Origin of the sequence: Parabacteroides sp. PM6-13 (genome assembly GCF_029892605.1) — a bacterium.
GTDB lineage: Bacteria > Bacteroidota > Bacteroidia > Bacteroidales > Tannerellaceae > QVMG01.
The window spans coordinates 273020-289667 of the sequence record NZ_JARXWF010000001.1 but is presented as its reverse complement, the minus strand read 5'-3'; the positions used below and the strand labels follow the sequence as shown (position 1 = coordinate 289667).

The following is a 16648-nucleotide window of genomic DNA, read 5'->3' as shown; positions in this document are numbered from 1 at the left end:
ATAATTTTTTGTTTTTAAAAGGTTTATCCCTACCCGTTTCTGCTGAAAAGCCAATAATAGTCTTGTTACATTGAGAGGGTAAAAATAGTAAAAACTTCTTTATGTATTCATATTCAAAGAGAGAGGGTGCTTGGAAAACACCCTCTTTCCTGTTTTATCCATAAACGACAACATCAATACCCCGGGTTCTGCAAGATCTTCGGGTTCTTATCCACCTCGCTTTTGGGGAGTGGAAGCCAGTACATCTGTTTCGAGAAGCGTCTCTCTTCCACCGTTTTGCCCGGTGTATAGGTTTTTGTTCCGTCAGGCAATTTCAACACGGTGATGCCTGTTACGGTCTTGTTCAGATATTGTTCGCCCAGTTTCCAGCGGCGCACATCGAAATAACGGTGTTCTTCGAAAGCCAACTCCACCCGTCTTTCGTTGCGGATCTTATCCAACAGGGCCTGGCCGCTATCGGTTACATCCGGCATCTGAGCGCGTTCTCTCAGTGTGTTCAACGCTTTGCGCGCGTTGGCTTCGTCGCCTGCCATATAATAGGCCTCCGCCAGGTTCAGGTATTGTTCGCCTAAGCGCAGCCAGATCCAGTTCTTGGGTGTTTTCACATTCCAGGAGTTGGGCACATAGCTCTCGTCCATAAACTTACGCATGTTGTAGCCTGAGATTGAGGTGTTCCAAGAGTCGCCTCCGTATTTGGAGTCGCGTCCACCGCTTGTCAGTTCGTTGCCGTTCGCATCCGCGTCGATATAACATTCCACATCTCTTCCTTTCCAGGGATCGCCATCACAAAGCACATAGGCATACAGGCGTGCATCGCGGTTTTCGAATGGTGCTTTCTTATGTTCCGGGTTGTTCCAGTCGAAGGCAGAACCATCCGCCATCTCGAAGGCATCGACAAATTCCTGCAAAGGCGTGTTGCCGCCCCACAGTCCGTAACCATTCGGTCCGTTTGTCTGGTCGATGGTGTTGATGGCTTCACCGTCGGCGCTGGTGGTTCCTTGTCTGTCGAACAATACCTCCACATTGCCGCCGTCGAGGAACAATTGCGTATAGTTCTCTTTCACATCATCGTATTTGTTATACAATCCGTAACCGTTAGCCAATGCCTGATCGATACATGTTTTAGCTGCGTCGGCTGCTTTCTGCCATCTGTTGGGATCGGGAGAGGTGTAACCAACCAATTCGCTTTCAACTCCAATGTTCATCAGGTCGCTCGCGGCATACAGAAGGATTCTCGATTTCAACGCCAACGCAGCAATGCTGGTAGCACGTCCTTTCTCCGATCCGGAGAAGCTTGCCGGCAATTCCGTAGCCGCCTTATCGAGTTCAGAAACCATAAAGTCGACACAATCTTTATAGGAAGAACGCTGCATATTCATGATCTCGTCTACATCGTTGAGGGTAAAGGCTTTGGTGATCAAAGGCATACCTCCCCATCTGGAGATCAGGTCGTGATACAATAGTACCCGGATAAAGCGTACCTGGCCGATCAATAGCGCCTTTTCGTTTTCGTCGCTGAAAGGCACCTCGTCGATACGGTCGAAGAAGAGGTTACAATTGGAGATGTTCGACCATACGGTACTCCAGGAGCGGTTGTCCCATCCCCACCAGGCGCCGTTCATACGTCCCAGTTCCGACGGACTCACATAACCCTGGGTGATTGGTTCACATCCTCTGGACCAGGTCAGGTAGGTCTCGTCGACCACAGAGCTTTGCCATGATTCGGTCCAACCAACTCCCACCTGATTGTAGCGGGAATTCACAAATGCTTTCACCAAAGCCGGGTCATTCCATACGTCGGCTTCAGATATTTCTGTCAATGGTTTCTTATCCAACAAATCCTCGCAAGCGGTAAAAACAAAAAGGGAGGATAAACAGATAATCGAATATTTGATTATTTTTTTCATGATAGTCCTAATTTAGAAAGTTACGTTAACACCGAAATTGATCACTTTTGACTGCGGAGTGCTCCAGGCAGCAAATCCTTGTCCGCCTTCTGCCGTTTCAGGGTCAAGATCTTTCATCTTTGTGAAAGTAAGCAGGTTGTAACCGCTTACATACAGGCGCAGGTTGCTGAATGGGGTCTTTTCCAATGTCCGGGGTGAGAAGTTGTAGGCCAATTCGATGTTTTTCAGACGCAGGTAAGAAGCGTCGTTCAACCAGAAGGTGTTCTTTTGTCCGGTAACGGTTGCTTCGCGGTCGTACACACGCGGATACTTCGCGTTGATATTATCTTCCGTCCAGTGATTGTTGTAGAAGTCTTTCGTGAAGTTACCGATCGCTCCCGATTCAAAGAAGGTGTATTGCCATACGCGGCCGGCTCCCTGGAAGAGTCCGGAAAGTGACCACTGCTTCCATGTCAGGTCGAAATTCAAGCCGTAGATAATTTCAGGAATAGCCGTTTTCTCCAGGCGTACCTTGTCATTGGCGTCAATCACCTCGTTATCATCTGTGTTTTTGAAGATCAGGTCACCCAATTTGGCATTGCTCAGGTGCGGATAATTATCCAGATCGCTCTGTGTGCGGAAGATACCGATGGCTTCATACATCACCCAATTGGCACCGATCGGTTTGCCCGTACGTTTTTGCCATTCCACTACGCCTTCTGCCTCGTCGATGAAATCGATACGGCTCTTCGCATAGGTGAAGTTACCTCCCACATTCAGGCGGAAATCGCCAAACTGCTTGTTGTATCCCAAAGAGAGTTCCGTACCGTAGCTCGAACATTCCCCGATGTTTTCATCCGGCAAAGAGAGTCCGGCATAATCAGGAATAGAAGCATTGCGAGTGGCCAGGATGTTTTCTCGTTTGGTCTTGAACACATCGACTTCGAAATTGAAGTTCTCCAGGAAGCGCGATTCCAATCCCACGTTGTAGGTGGTGGCTACCTCCCAGGTAATATTGGGGTTCGCCGTCCGCTTTTGCCATACACCCGTCTGCGGTTTGGGGCTGCTGCCGCCTAAGATCGCCGGGTTCTGGAAGGTATAAGTTGTCATATACTGGAACGAAGATACCTTGTCGTTACCCATCTGTCCGAAAGAGGCTCTCAATTTCAGGTAGTCCATCCAGGAAACATTCTCTTTCCAGAATCCCTCTTCTGAAATTCTCCAACCCAACGAAACGCCCGGGAAGAAGCCGAAACGATTGCCCTTCGGGAAGTTTTCCGAACCGTCGTAGCGCCAGTTGAACTGTGCCAGGTATTTGCCGGCATAGTCATAGTCGACACGTCCGAAGAAGTTCATACGGGCTGTCTCAGAGGCGGTACCGTCGTTCTGCGCGGTGGTTTTGTCTCCGGCAAACAATTGGTCGATCGTCGAAGAGATGAAATCCTGACGATACCCCTGCAGGTATTCATACCGGCTGGTGTATTGTTCGTAGGCCACAAAAGCCGCTACGTTGTGCACATCATTGAACGTATGCTGGTAGTTGAGGCGCGCGTTCAGGGTGATACCCAGTGTCTGATTCATATACTCATTCAGTGTCGCGTTGGAGGGGCCATATTTCTTCGTCACATACTCATCGCCCACTTTTTGGTAGAGTTCGAACTGTTTGGAGAAATTCTTATGGAAAACATCCGAACGGTCGATATAAAGTCCTCCGTCAACCGACAATCCCGGTGTGATAAAAGGCATATCGTAATGCACTGTCAGGTCGGCATTGAAGTAAGAGCGTTTGTTTTCCTGGTATCCCATCGATCCATCCACGGCGGTTGCCGGGCTGAAATTGTCCTGGGAAGCGGTGGTCGGATAGTTGGTGCCCGGCCAGTATACATTCACCATCGGATCATACTTCACGGTGTAGCGCCAGATATCTTCCGAGCTATAGAGCGGCGAGTTACGGTCTTCCTGACGAGCGGCCACATTCACTGTCGCGCGGAAATTCTTATGCGGCGTAATGTCGATGTTCGATCTCAGGTTGTACTGTCCGTAGTTACTGGCGCTGTTCTTATAGTAGTTTTCCTGATACTGGTAGCCCAAGGAGACAAAATACTTCACGATGTCATTACCGCCCGAAACCGATAGGTTGTGTTGGGTCTGCGGAGCGGCCGTACGCAGGATCTCATCAAAGAGGTTGATGTTCGGGTAATTAACCGGGTCGCTACCATCTTTGAATTTCTGGATCTGATCGGCTGTGTACTTATCATTACGTCCGTAGATAGAATTCTCGATTTCGTTCTGTAGTTCGGCATATTGCCAAGATTCGCTCATCTCGGGCAGTACCGTCGGACGGCTGAAACCGATATTTCCGGAATAGTTCACCGTGGTACGTCCCTGTTTTCCTCGCTTGGTGGTCACAAGGATCACCCCGTTAGCCGCACGTGAACCATAGATAGCTGCCGAAGCATCTTTCAAGATGGTAACGCTTTCGATATCATTGGCATCGATACGAGAGAAACCGCCGGCACGGTCGGCTACGCCGTCGACAACGATCAACGGGCTGGAATCACCGGTGGTGCTCCGTCCGCGGATCAACAGGTTTGAGTCGTCATACCCCGGTTCCCCGTTGCGGTTGGTCGCAATAAGCCCCGGCAGACGCCCGGTCAGGCTGTTGGCTACCGAGATGGTCGGTACGCTGGCGATCTCCTGTCCCGAGGTAACGGCCAATGATCCGGTTACTGATACACGTTTCTGTACCCCGTATCCGACAACGACTACTTCCTCCAGCGAACGAGAGTCTTCTCTCAGGACGATCTGCAGTGTCTGCTGGTTGCCGACAGTCACCTCCTGGGAGAGATACCCCACATAGGTAACGATCAATACCGCGTTTTCGGATACCGACAGGGTAAACTCCCCGTTGTAGTCGGTTACCACGCCGTTGGTGGTTCCTTTTTCCATGATATTGGCACCAATGATCGGCTCGCCGAGGTCGTCGGTTACTGTTCCGGAAATGCTTTTGCCTACCTGCTGATTGCTGGGTAAGGCAGCTTTTTTGTAGATTAATATAACATTGTTCTCAATAGAATAGGCCAAGCCCTGGTTCTTCAGGAGTATATCGAGTACCTCTTCAATGCTATTGTCATTGATATGCAGGCTTACGCGCCTGTTGTCGTTCAACTCTTCATTGTTATACAAAAAAGAGACATCCGTTTGTTTTCTTATCTCCAGCAACACATCTCTGACTGATTGATTGCGAACGTTTAAGTTCACCTTCATCTCTTGTGAGAACGAATTGGAAGCGAGTAAAGAAAAGGTGGATACGATGATTAAAAAAGTGGATAGTTTCATGGTTCTCAGTACTTTTTTTAAGGCATAATAATCGCCGTAAAACCTTCTGATAAAAGATTTTTTCATACATTTGTAATATTATAGTTTGCAAATCGGTGAATTTGATAGACTGTATGTAGAATCGGCAAATGTTCCCGCATTTTCCGATTCTTTTTTCTCTATGAGGTGTTGTTCATGTTTGATTCGATTTAAAGGTTTAACATATACTATTTACTTCTCAAAGATCTCAATGCCGTCATCCGTTTGTTTGTAGTCGAAGTTTCGATACTTTTTGAAGGAATTGAGGATCTGCAATAAGCCTTCCCGTTTACTAAAGAAGCCTGAATAGAGTTGTTTCTCTATGTTGGTCGATGTAACGGTGATCATTACGCCGAACTGCCGCTCGAGGATCTTGGCAATATCCGCCAGCTTCTCGTTTTCAAAGAAGCACTGCCCGTCTTTCCAGGAAGCATACAATTCGGAGTCTACTTTCAATATGTTGGTTTCATGCGTATTTTTATCCAAAATGATCTGCTGATCGGGGAACAACACCACTGATTTCCCCATAAAGTCCGGATGGTTGAAGCCTACGCGCACAGAGCCCTCCATCAGAGTGGTGATGATCTTGGCATCCTCATTGTAGGATTTCACGTTGAAATGGGTACCCAGGACGCGCACCTTTACATCGTTTGTCTCCACGATAAAGGGCTTTTTCTTGTTCTCGGCCACCTCGAAATAGGCTTCGCCATTTAGTTTTACTGTGCGGTTGTTGCCGGTGAATTGCAAGGGGTAACTAATGGAAGAGCAGGCGTTTAGTTCTACGATCGTTCCGTCGCTCAGGGTCAGTTGCGTCACACTGCCGGCCGGACTCTTCGATTCTACGTAGATCGGAAGCGCGTTCTCAGTTCGCTGCTCCATAAATCGGAGCCCACTGAATACCAACAGAAGAGCAACTGAAGCGGCAGCTACCGACTGCCATAGGCGGAGTCGCTTTTTCAATAATAATCGTTGGATTTTCATTTGTGTCTGGTAGAACATCTTCTCCTTTGCCTCGATGGCTTGCGTGGCGGCCATTTCATGCGCGAGACGCTCTTTTAGCTTGGCCAGAAAGCGTTTGTTTTTCTCGCTCTCCTCGAGCCAGGCATCAACGATTCTCTTCTCTTCCTCCGTTGCACTGTCGTTCAGAAAAGAGGAAATCGCCACCCATATATCTGTTTTGTTGTTCTTCATGTTGTTTTTTTTCGGTAAACCTTGTTTCACTGTGGGTTTATCATCTCTTACATATATAAAGAGCATAAAAACAAAAAAGACATCTAAGTCAATAGCCGTTTTTTTTGAAATATTTTTCAGGGAGGTGTTGGATAGTAAAAAGATCAAAATACAAAGTGTAAGCAAAAAGTGGATTTCGCTTTACAATATGATACGTTAAAAAGTGTTACCCGCCTGACTAATTTTAAATACCCCTACGTTTTTGGAAAAATACTCAGGCGTTTTTGACAAAATGTCAATCTTCAAATTTTGGAAAATTGGAAGGTCAGCCCCTCCAACCTCCCCCAAGGGGAGGCTTAATGTTGTATCTTCAGATTTTGGAAGAATTGAAGGTGGGGATCGCGCCGCAGGCGCGAGATTATGCATAACCGTATGCAAGCGTAGCGCAGCTTACGGTATAGCGACTTCCTGTCAATCAAGCGCCGCAGGTGCGAGATCCGCCATAATCCCGCCCCATGCGGGGCTTTTTATATAGATGATTCACTACCGTAAGCTGCGCTGCGCTTGCATACGGTTATGCATTATCTCACGCCTGCGGCGTGCATCCCTGCAACCTTTCTCCTTTCTCCTTTCCTGAATCAAATTTTGGAATATTTGAAGGTGGGCGAGGTGCACTGAAATAATTTAAATCCCGCAGGGATTTCCTATTCGTAACCCTCTGTTAGAGAGCGAAGCGAACGACCGGGGGTATTCCGCTAATAATAACTAACGAACCCGGAATGGGTTCAACCCGCTTCGGGGTTGCTCGGAGAGTAGATCTTGCCTATCTGCCTACCACGGGTTTGCTTCGCTACACCCGCGGTTACGAATAGGAAATCCCTGCGGGATTTATATGAAAACCAATTTTCTCCGATTTGAAGATCGCCCGTCAACAGTCCTCCACCGGAGGAACCTTACCCTGCATCAAAAGATAAACAACACAATATTCCCTAAGCGCTTGGTGAGTTTTTTGATGGCTAATACCATCTGGGCGTTGACGGTTTTTTCGGAGATGGAAAGGATCGTGGCTATTTCGCGGTATTTTAGGCCCTCTTCGCGCGCCATGAGGAAGATGAGGCGGCATCGTTCCGGCAACTCATCGATCGCCTCCTTCAGGGAGAGCGATAATTCCTCATCGACAGCCAGTTGCTCCGGCGTCTCTTCGTGGGAGAGTTGCTCGTAGACCGATTCGAGTTCCGTCAGAAACACCTTGTTTTCCATGCGGAGGTAATAAAGCGCTTTGTTTTTGGTGATGGTGTAGAGGTAGGCTTCAAAATGGTCGATGGTAGCCAGTTTCTTTCGATTCTCCCAGATGATACAGAAGACATCCGACACGATCTCTTCGATCAATAAAGGGGAGTCGACTAAATAGGAGGCAAAACGATACACCTGCAGGTAATAACGATCGTAAAAAAGCCGAAAAGAATCATGATCGCCTGCCGCTATTCTTTCTAAAAGTATCGTCGTGTCTGTCTCCTTTGTAGTCATTGAAATACCTGTGTTAGGGCAAATATAAAGAATGTTATTGTTAAAACCCTATTTGTGCTTATCTTTGTCCCCAATTTAGAAAAATAAAAACAGAGAAATGGAAACGGTAGCAAGCGGCATTCGCCCCACAGGCAATCTGCACTTAGGGAATTATTTCGGTGCGGTAAAGAGTTTTCTGCAGATGCAGAACGAATACAATTGTTTTTTCTTTATTGCCGACTGGCATTCGCTGACCACGCATCCTACTCCGGGTAACATCCGCAACAGTGTGAAAACCATTTTGGCGGAGTATCTTGCCTGCGGCATCGATCCGGAAAAGGCGACGTTGTATGTGCAAAGTGATGTGCGCGAGATACCGGAGTTATATCTTTACCTCAATATGAATGCCTACCTGGGCGAATTGGAACGCGTGACCTCCTTCAAAGACAAGGTGCGCTCGCAACCCGACAATGTGAATGCCGGATTGCTGACCTACCCGACACTGATGGCGGCGGATATCATCATCCACCGTGCTGTGAAGGTGCCCGTAGGGAAAGACCAGGAGCAGAACATGGAGATGGCGCGTAAGTTTGCCCGTCGCTTCAATCAGATCTATGGCGTGGAGTATTTCCCGGAACCGGCCTCTTTCCATATGAGCGAGAAGGCGGTGAAGATACCGGGACTCGACGGGTCGGGTAAGATGGGTAAGAGTGAAGGCAACGCGATCTATCTGATTGACGATGAAAAAGCCATCAAGAAAAAGGTGATGAAAGCCGTGACCGACTCGGGACCTACCGAGCCTAACAGCGAAAAACCGGAGGCCATTGCTAACCTCTTCACGATGATGGAGATTGTGTCCGATCAATCTACTTACGATCATTTCAATGATTTATACAACAATTGCGCCATCCGTTACGGCGATCTGAAGAAACAACTGGCGGAAGACATCAACAACTTCTGCGCCCCGATCCGCGAACGCATCCTCGACATCCTGGCTAACGAAGCCTACCTCGAAAAAGTAGCCCGCCAAGGAGCCGAGAAAGCCTCCGAAAGTGCCGCCAAAACCCTCCGCGAAGTACGGGAGATCATCGGGTTTAGGCCATAAAGAAAAGACATAAACCAAATAATATAAACTAAAACCGGTCCCAAAAGGGGTCGGTTTTTGTGTATAAATATATTGGAGATTCGCCCAAAAAGTACTATATTTGAATGTGCCAAAACGTGTAATAAATAGAATTACTATGACAAAAATTATAACAGAAAAACAATATCAAGCAGCATGCGAAAGAATCGAAGAGCTGCTGCCACTTGTAAGCAATGAAACACCTATCAGCGATAGAAATTTCATTGAGTTGGATTTAATATCTAATTTAGTCGCAGACTACGAGGAGAAGCATTTCCCTGTAACAAAACCTACTTTAATAGAAATCCTCAAACTTCGCATGTACGAGATGAACCTGACTCAAAAAGGCCTCTCTGAGCTTATTGGCGTAAGCCCATCACGCATTAGCGAGATCCTCTCCGGCAAAAGTGAGCCGACTTTTCAGATGGCACGTACTATCAGCAAGACGCTCCATATTGATGCGGATATTGTATTGGGGGTTTGAGGAAGTTTTTTTTGTATATTTGTAAATACATAATCATTACACAGGTATTATGACTACAATTATCATAGAAGACAATAGTCTTCAGGCAAAGCAACTTCTTGAATACATCAAAACGTTACCATTTGCAACTGTTATCGAAGAAAAGGAGAAAAGCTTTGAAGAGGCTGCTGTGGAGTGTAACGCGATATCTGTAGATGAGTTTGTTGACGAATTAAAGGGACGTATTAAAGTTCATTAATATTGACAAACTAACCGGCAGCGCCCTGTTTTGATTTTCTCAAAACAGGGCGCTGTCTTTATATCTTTTGTTATCACCTTCTTCTGCGCACACTCCGTACGGCGCCTGTGGATGCCTTTTCGGCTTTGGGAGCTTTGGCGGCTTTTTCCTTGGGCTCTTTCGGGGCTTTGGTGGTTGCTACCCGTCCGCGTGAGGAGCTTTTGGTTGCTTTTGTATTCGTTGCCTGGGTCGTCGTGTCGGGCTGGAACCAGAGTTGCTTGTTGAACTGTGCCAGTTGTTTCTCGATCGTATCCTGTGCCAACGCCATGGAGTCGGGTTCGGGATATATCTGTGCCAACGTGCGGTTCATCAGGTTTTCCGTTTTAATGATATCCCCTTTGAACATACGGCGGCGGAAATAATCGTCCATCGTGAAGGTCTTCGCGTTGTTCAGGTTGGAAGTCATGATATAAGCCGTATTGATATAAGGGCGGATATCTTCGTATGGCAGCCAGAACAGGGGCGTCGTCTCTTCACCAAAATCACCATAAATGGTCATAATCGGGCAAAGAGCCAGTGTCTTTACGTCGAAGAGCGAGTTGTTCTGATCAAAATACCAGGCCTCTTTCACATAATAGCGTTTCACTTCGGCCGAAGGCACATCGCTTTCGTTGACCACATAGGAGGGTTGTCCTCCGGTACGTCCGGGCACCTCTTCGTAATAAATGTAGGCATTATCCAATACAGTCTTAAAGGGGATCACATCCTCCTCGGCAAACGATTCATACCCGTCGTGGTATTCGTACACCTTGATCTTGCCTTCGCTCAAGAGTTGAAAGATCATAGAGAAGAGGTTCATCTGTCCATTCAACGGACGCACCGGATAGTAAAGCGGAGCATTCTCGTCTTTGGTCAGGTCGATTTCGCGATACAACACACGCATCCAACGGGCATTGCCAATCTCCTGGGTGTTGCGTTCGTTCAGATCCTGCGCGCGAACGGTCAGGTCGGGCAGGCCCGATTGTTGCTCTGTCTGCGCCCGTGAGCCACGGGTTGCCTGAGGGGTACGGCGTTCGGGCTGTTCCTGCGCATCCATCGTCTGCGACGAGATCAGTGCTCCTAAAGCCAATATATAATACAAACGTTTCATATATCTGTTTTTTCTTAATTGACAATTATTTCTAACGGAGATATCGGTCGTTCGATACCGTCAGGACCTTTGGCTACTACGCCGGTGATAAAGAAACTCTTTCCACGGGCGAACTCAGAGATTTTAGATCGCTGATCTGCCGAGAAGGTAGATCCTTCCGTTGCTGAACGGACCATATTCCCGAAGGAATCCGGATAAGTTACCGTAAATCGTAACACCGTAAATGGCTGATTGATGATATCATCGTCGATAGCCGCCATAATGCCTCCCGCCTGTAATAGGTCGCGTTTGGCAATACGCCCACCGCGGAACTTACGTGGTGCCCCATTGGCATCTTTATATTCAATATAAGGCATCGGGTCGGGCAAGGCACGCACGCGGAAAGTGGTCTTAGCCATTTCCGCCAATCGACCATCGGCCATACGAGCATTCACGGTAATAACGGCTTCCGTACCTACCGTACTTGGGGTAGCCACCCAGTTGTTGCCCGAACCGGTCAGACGTCCGTTGGTCATCGTTGCCGATACATTGCCTGAAGGTACCCCGGGAACAGCAATGCGCACCGGGTTCTCAATGCCGGCATACATCACGTTCATCATGGTCGGAGCCACTGTAGCGTTCGGCTCGGTCACGTAGTATTCACTTTCGAATTCCCGGCGCAAGATGCTTCCGTCGCTATTAGGCATTTCGATATATCCTTTCACCGGGAAGGTTCCCGTAGCTGAGGTATTCATGGTAAACAAGCCTTTGTTTTCGACAGGTAGTTCCGCTCCGTTTACAAAGACTGTCGGCCGCTTTGTCGTATCGACTGCCGACAACACAATGTTTGCCCGGTAATTATTTCCCCGCATCACGATCTGGCTTTCCGGAATCACCTGGGCGGTGATATGGTTCACGCGGTAGTCGCCCACGTCTACGCTGCTCAACAGGTAGCTCAACATCTCGCCTTCCGCGTAAAGCACATCGCTCTGCAGTTTGGTCAGGATGGTGATCGCAGCTGCGGTCGGCATACTTTCAAACATGGCTTCTTCCCAGGTGCGGATATTCAATCCTGCCTTTTGAGGAGGATTGGTGTTTAATGTCGATTCGATCAGTTCCGTTTTCGCGGGATCATCCACCAGGCTGGTCAATAATGCCCGGTAGGCATCGATCGATTCCCGTAGTCTTTTCCCTTCGCCAACTACCGGAGCCAGCATCACACGCGACGCGGCTTCCAGATCGTCCTTCTTGTCTATATTCGTTACATCCCCATTCTTCCCATCGGCTGTCTTGACAATCGCCTCTTTCAAGTCTTGGATATAATTAAACAGCGAGTCGGCTGCCTGCTTTACCTGATTCTTCTTGGCGTATGAGTCGCCTGCTTTCTCCGGATTGATATTGTAATAGGTATCCATTTCCTGCGATACCATCACGTTACGGTTCGACGCGTTGTTGATGGTCGTCCGAAGACTATCCTCCACCAATTCGAATCCGTTCAATACCTCCGAGGAGACATTAAGCGCCATCATAGCGATGAACACCAGATACATCAGGTTGATCATCTTCTGACGAGGGGAATTCGGATTATTTCCTATTGCCATAGCGCTTATTTATTCGGGTTATAGGGTTGTTGATAGTTTTGTCCCTGTTGGGGTTGCCCGGGGTAACCCTGCTGCGGATATTGTTGCGGTTGTTGATACGCCTGCTGCGGGGGCACCTGTTGCTGATAAGGATTCGCAGGAGCAGCTCCCGGCATATTGACTGTCATAGCCTGAAGCAAGCGGGTATATACCTGGTTGAGGTCGGTCAACTGACGTGTCATCTTTTCCGTTTCCGTGCGGAACACCGAGCTATCCACTACCGAGCCATCGTACATTTCACGTATGCGGTTCAAGCCGCCATTGATATGTTCGATCGATTCGATCTGCGAGCTGATGCTCTTCAACTGGATTTCGTAAATGGTATTCAAGCCGGAAATATTGCGGTTAAGCATTTCCATCTGCTGCACATAGCCGCGTGAGTTCTGATTGATTCCGTCCGAATTGTCGGTAATATGTTTGTAGGAATTCAACAGGGTATCCGACACATCGGTCAGTGAGTTGGTTACCTGGCTGAAGCGCTCCATATTTTCGGAAACACCCGACAGCTGTTCCAGATACTTCTGGGTAGCTTCGGTCAGTTCCGCCATTTTGGAAATCTGCTCGGCGGCTTCGCTTAGCTTATTGATGCTGCTGGCGAGATTCTTGGTATCCGCTTCCGAGATATTCAGGTTACCTTCGATATTCAGGCTGCCACCGCCACCTCCGTGGGGCATGCCACCTGTCATGCGGATCACGCCATTATCACCATTTCCATTCGCTTCCGCGCCTACCAAGGCACCACCTTTTCCTACGAAATCCGGGCGGTCCATCGGGTTTTTCGATTTCAATACCGGGAACACATCTTCCCAATGGTAGTCGTCGTTCGGCTTTTCAAAACCAAAGATGAAGAATACCAACGCCTCTACCGACAAAGAGATACCAATGATCCAGTTTGCATACGGAAGATGGAGCAATTTAAACATCGTACCGATAATCACAATAGAGGCTCCCCAGCTGTAGACAAAATTCAGGAGTCGCTTTCCGCGTTCGCTGGAAAGAAACATCTCTACCCGATTCTTATATCTTCTATATTTTCCCATGTTCTATCTTTATACTTAATCTTAATTTCTTATTTACCTTTTTTTCCTTTCGAGAAGCCAACCTGCGTACGGGCGCAACGGAAGCCAATATACGAGCGTGTCTCGTTTTGATATTCAAACGTACGCATATCCGAACGGATAAACTGGGCCACATCTTTCCAGGAGCCACCGCGTACTACCTTTTTCTTCATCGCGTACGGGTCTTCTTTTGCCGCGTCGTAATGCAATTCCGGATTCATATCGCTCATCATAGCCGGTCCTGCTTCCGCATAACTGGTCGATGTCCATTCCGACACATTACCTGCCATGTCATAGAGACCGAATTCATTCGGCGCATAGGAGGCTACACGGGAGGTGATCAAATGGCCGTCAGCCGTATAATCGCCATCACCCGGTTTGAAGTTGCCTAAGAAACAACCTTTTTCCGATTGCAACTCATCGTTCGACCAGGGATATTTGTTTTCGCTCTTACCGGCGCGTGCCGCGTATTCCCATTCGCCTTCTGTCGGCAGGCGGAACGGCTCAACCATTTGCCCGGCAGGCAGATTCAACGATTCTTTGAATAGATTGGTGCGGTATACGCAATAGGCTGTTGCCTGTTCCCAGGAGACGCCGACTACGGGGTAGTCGTCGTAGCCCGGATGCGAGAAATACATCCGCACATAAGGCTCGTTATAGGCGTTGTTGAAGTCGTTTACCCAAGCCGTCTCGTCCGGATAGATATTGACAATGCGCGTGTGCAGGAAATCCCATTCGCTCGAAAGCGGGCGGGTAATCGTTTCGTTGATCACGCGTCCTTCGTCGTCGATATAAGCAGTATCTTTCGAGATCATCACCACCTCGTTCGGATCGACCACGATGTCGGTATTGCGCACCCGGTCGTATGGGTTCAGACGGTTTTTGCGCAACGAGGCTGCCGTATAGTCATACCATTCATATTTGTAGTTCATCTGTGCCGGATCGAGTTTCTTCTCGCCCGTCACCGGATGGGTATAATACACACTTTCGATGGCCATCTGCTCCTCTTCGCTGGCACGACGCCAGGGTATCGGACGGCTCCAATCCAGGTAAGGCTCTACCGGATCGCCATAACGGTCTTCGGTAATCATAAACAGATCGTTCCCGCCATATTGAGGATCAGCCAGGCGCGTACGGATGATCGAATCGCGCACATAATATAGAAACTGACGGTACTTGGCATTGGTGACCTCTGTCTGGTCCATCCAGAACGCATCGAAGGAGACCCCTTTCGTGTCGGGCGTTATACCCCACAGCTCATCACTATCGGCGGGTCCCATCTCGAAAGCACCTCTTTTAACCAAAACCATACCATAAGGAGCAGGCTCATTGACTGCTACCGTACGAACTCCCGTCACCTCCCCACCGGCATTCCGCATCGAGCGGCCGCAGGAGGTGGTCAGGATGGCCATTGTTATCAGTACAAACAATATTTTCTTCATATGTTATAATATACGAACACTCTTGTGTCTGTTTTTTCCTGTTTTTGTCTGTTTCAGCTTCAGGCTGAACTTTGCCATTATTTCATGGCTGCCGTGGGTCGCCTTTCGGATAGCGGAATAGGAGTAGTCATACGCGTATCCCACTTGGAAAGGCCCGATCGAAGCCCCTAAAAAGAGAATAACCGATTCGTTTACACGCCACGAAAGACCGCCGTTGAACATCTTATTATAGATCAGACGAGCTGTTATGTCCGCCTGAAAATTGATCATTTCCGTTTTCAGAAAAACCGACGGTTGTAACTCAATCAACGGGTTTGAGGTCTTAATATTGTATCCGGCCATAAAATTATACATCCTCGCCGCGTATGTTTTAGCTGTTTCGTCCAGCCCTATTTCGGGTTCCATCAGATGGGAAACGCCAAAACCGGCGTAGAACTTCGGATGCGAATAATAGATCCCGGCATTCATATCGAAGGTCATGCCTTCTGCCTGGGTGATGGGGATCGCCTCGTCGGCTTCCGCGCCCACGTCGTTGTCGGGCAGTCGCACGCTATCGCCCTGAAACGACATATTGAAGATGCCCAGTTGCAAGCCGACGCTCAGGGTGCCGCCCCAGAGATTCTTCTTATAGGCGTATTGCCCGCCTGCCTGGGTGATATTCGAAAGACCTATTTTCTCCGAAAACATCACCACCCCAATGCCATGCGTTCGCTCGGCAAAACGGATCGGCATATCGGCCATCACAAAGGAAGACTTGGGCGCCCCCTCGAAACCCACCCATTGCTGACGGTGGATACCGAAAACGTTCAGGTTTTCCGATTGTCCGGCATAGCCCGGGTTATAATAACCGGTGGCCATGAAGTACTGACTAAACTGCGCGTCGTATTGTGCCCGCACCACACCGGCGCAGCATAACAAGACAAACAGGATGCCTAACAGAGATTTTCTCATGCGTTTCATTAATCCAATTATAAAAACGGCCTATCACTGTAGAAATTGTATAGACCGGAAATTTTAAAAAATGATTTTGACAAAATGTAAACAAAAACCCCGTTTTGCTTTACAATATGATACGTTAAAAAGTGTTACTCCTGCGGGTAATTTAAAATACCCCTACGTTTTCGGAAAAATTCTCGGGCGTTTTTGACAAAATGATAAATTCGTCTGAACCGGGATTACGCTGATTTTGGGATTCCTCGGATGTGATTGGCTGGATTTAATATGATTATTCTGATGGATGTGGATCTTCAGGAAAGAGAAGATGGGAAGGAGAAAGGAGAAAGGGTATAGGAGATGTTGGCAAAGGTAACACTATGTTTGGCTTTATTTATAAGACTGAAGGTCACAAGCCCGAAGGGCTGAGTCCCAGCGGGACGAAGACTTAGCCCACGGGTAAGCAGGCTGAAGGCCTGCGCCACCCTGGGTGTCATGGTAATACAAGAAATAGAGTTCTGAAGGAACGATAGATAGTATGATAGGATATATGGTGATAGCGCCTGTAAATATTGGATTCTTCTTTCGTTCTTACAGAACTCAATTTTATATATCTATGGAATCCCAGGGTTGCGCAGACCTTCAGCCTGCTTACCCGTGGGCTAAGTCTTCGTCCCACTGGGATTCGGCCCTTGCAGGCCCA

The 16648-nt window shown here is 48.2% G+C and carries 12 protein-coding genes; 3 read left to right on the top strand and 9 right to left on the bottom strand.

Annotated features, from left to right (window positions below; genetic code table 11):
- Positions 1-173: 173 nt before the first annotated feature.
- The 4 genes from M2134_RS01135 to M2134_RS01120 form a co-directional block, all read right to left on the bottom strand.
- Positions 174-1907, bottom strand: a complete 1734-nt coding sequence (locus tag M2134_RS01135; protein WP_280749561.1) for a RagB/SusD family nutrient uptake outer membrane protein — start codon at positions 1905-1907, stop codon at positions 174-176.
- Between the two features lie 12 nt (positions 1908-1919).
- Positions 1920-5225 carry a TonB-dependent receptor gene (locus tag M2134_RS01130; RefSeq protein ID WP_280749560.1) on the bottom strand — a complete coding sequence of 1102 codons (3306 nt, stop codon included), beginning with the start codon at positions 5223-5225 and terminating at the stop codon, positions 1920-1922.
- A 210-nt stretch (positions 5226-5435) separates the two neighbouring features.
- Positions 5436-6434, bottom strand: a complete 999-nt coding sequence (locus M2134_RS01125; protein WP_280749559.1) for a FecR domain-containing protein — start codon at positions 6432-6434, stop codon at positions 5436-5438.
- Positions 6435-7376: 942 nt separating this feature from the next.
- A complete protein-coding gene (locus tag M2134_RS01120) occupies positions 7377-7940 on the bottom strand; it encodes an RNA polymerase sigma-70 factor (RefSeq protein ID WP_280749558.1) in 564 nt (187 codons plus the stop codon).
- 97 nt (positions 7941-8037) lie between these two features.
- Here M2134_RS01120 and trpS point away from each other — a divergent pair, with 97 nt between their 5' ends.
- The 3 genes from trpS to M2134_RS01105 all read left to right on the top strand — a co-directional run bounded on the left by trpS (position 8038) and on the right by M2134_RS01105 (position 9764).
- On the top strand, positions 8038-9024 hold the full coding sequence (gene trpS, locus M2134_RS01115; protein WP_280749557.1) for a tryptophan--tRNA ligase: 987 nt from the start codon (positions 8038-8040) through the stop codon (positions 9022-9024).
- A gap of 136 nt (positions 9025-9160) precedes the next feature.
- Positions 9161-9526 carry a helix-turn-helix domain-containing protein gene (locus M2134_RS01110; RefSeq protein ID WP_280749556.1) on the top strand — a complete coding sequence of 122 codons (366 nt, stop codon included), beginning with the start codon at positions 9161-9163 and terminating at the stop codon, positions 9524-9526.
- Between the two features lie 49 nt (positions 9527-9575).
- Entirely contained in the window at positions 9576-9764 is a 189-nt protein-coding gene (locus M2134_RS01105) for a hypothetical protein (RefSeq protein WP_280749555.1), read from the top strand.
- 73 nt (positions 9765-9837) lie between these two features.
- Here M2134_RS01105 and gldN read toward each other — a convergent pair whose 3' ends face one another.
- The 5 genes from gldN to M2134_RS01080 are packed head-to-tail and all read right to left on the bottom strand — an operon-like array spanning position 9838 to position 15963.
- Positions 9838-10893: a gliding motility protein GldN gene (gldN, locus tag M2134_RS01100; RefSeq protein WP_280749554.1), complete on the bottom strand. Its 1056-nt coding sequence runs from the start codon at positions 10891-10893 to the stop codon at positions 9838-9840.
- A gap of 14 nt (positions 10894-10907) precedes the next feature.
- A complete protein-coding gene (gene gldM / locus M2134_RS01095) occupies positions 10908-12473 on the bottom strand; it encodes a gliding motility protein GldM (RefSeq protein WP_280749553.1) in 1566 nt (521 codons plus the stop codon).
- 5 nt (positions 12474-12478) lie between these two features.
- On the bottom strand, positions 12479-13552 hold the full coding sequence (gene gldL, locus M2134_RS01090; RefSeq protein WP_280749552.1) for a gliding motility protein GldL: 1074 nt from the start codon (positions 13550-13552) through the stop codon (positions 12479-12481).
- 29 nt (positions 13553-13581) lie between these two features.
- Positions 13582-15012, bottom strand: coding sequence for an SUMF1/EgtB/PvdO family nonheme iron enzyme (locus M2134_RS01085; RefSeq protein WP_280749551.1), 1431 nt, complete (start codon positions 15010-15012; stop codon positions 13582-13584).
- A 3-nt stretch (positions 15013-15015) separates the two neighbouring features.
- Positions 15016-15963, bottom strand: a complete 948-nt coding sequence (locus M2134_RS01080; protein WP_280749550.1) for a type IX secretion system membrane protein PorP/SprF — start codon at positions 15961-15963, stop codon at positions 15016-15018.
- Positions 15964-16648 lie beyond the last annotated feature (685 nt).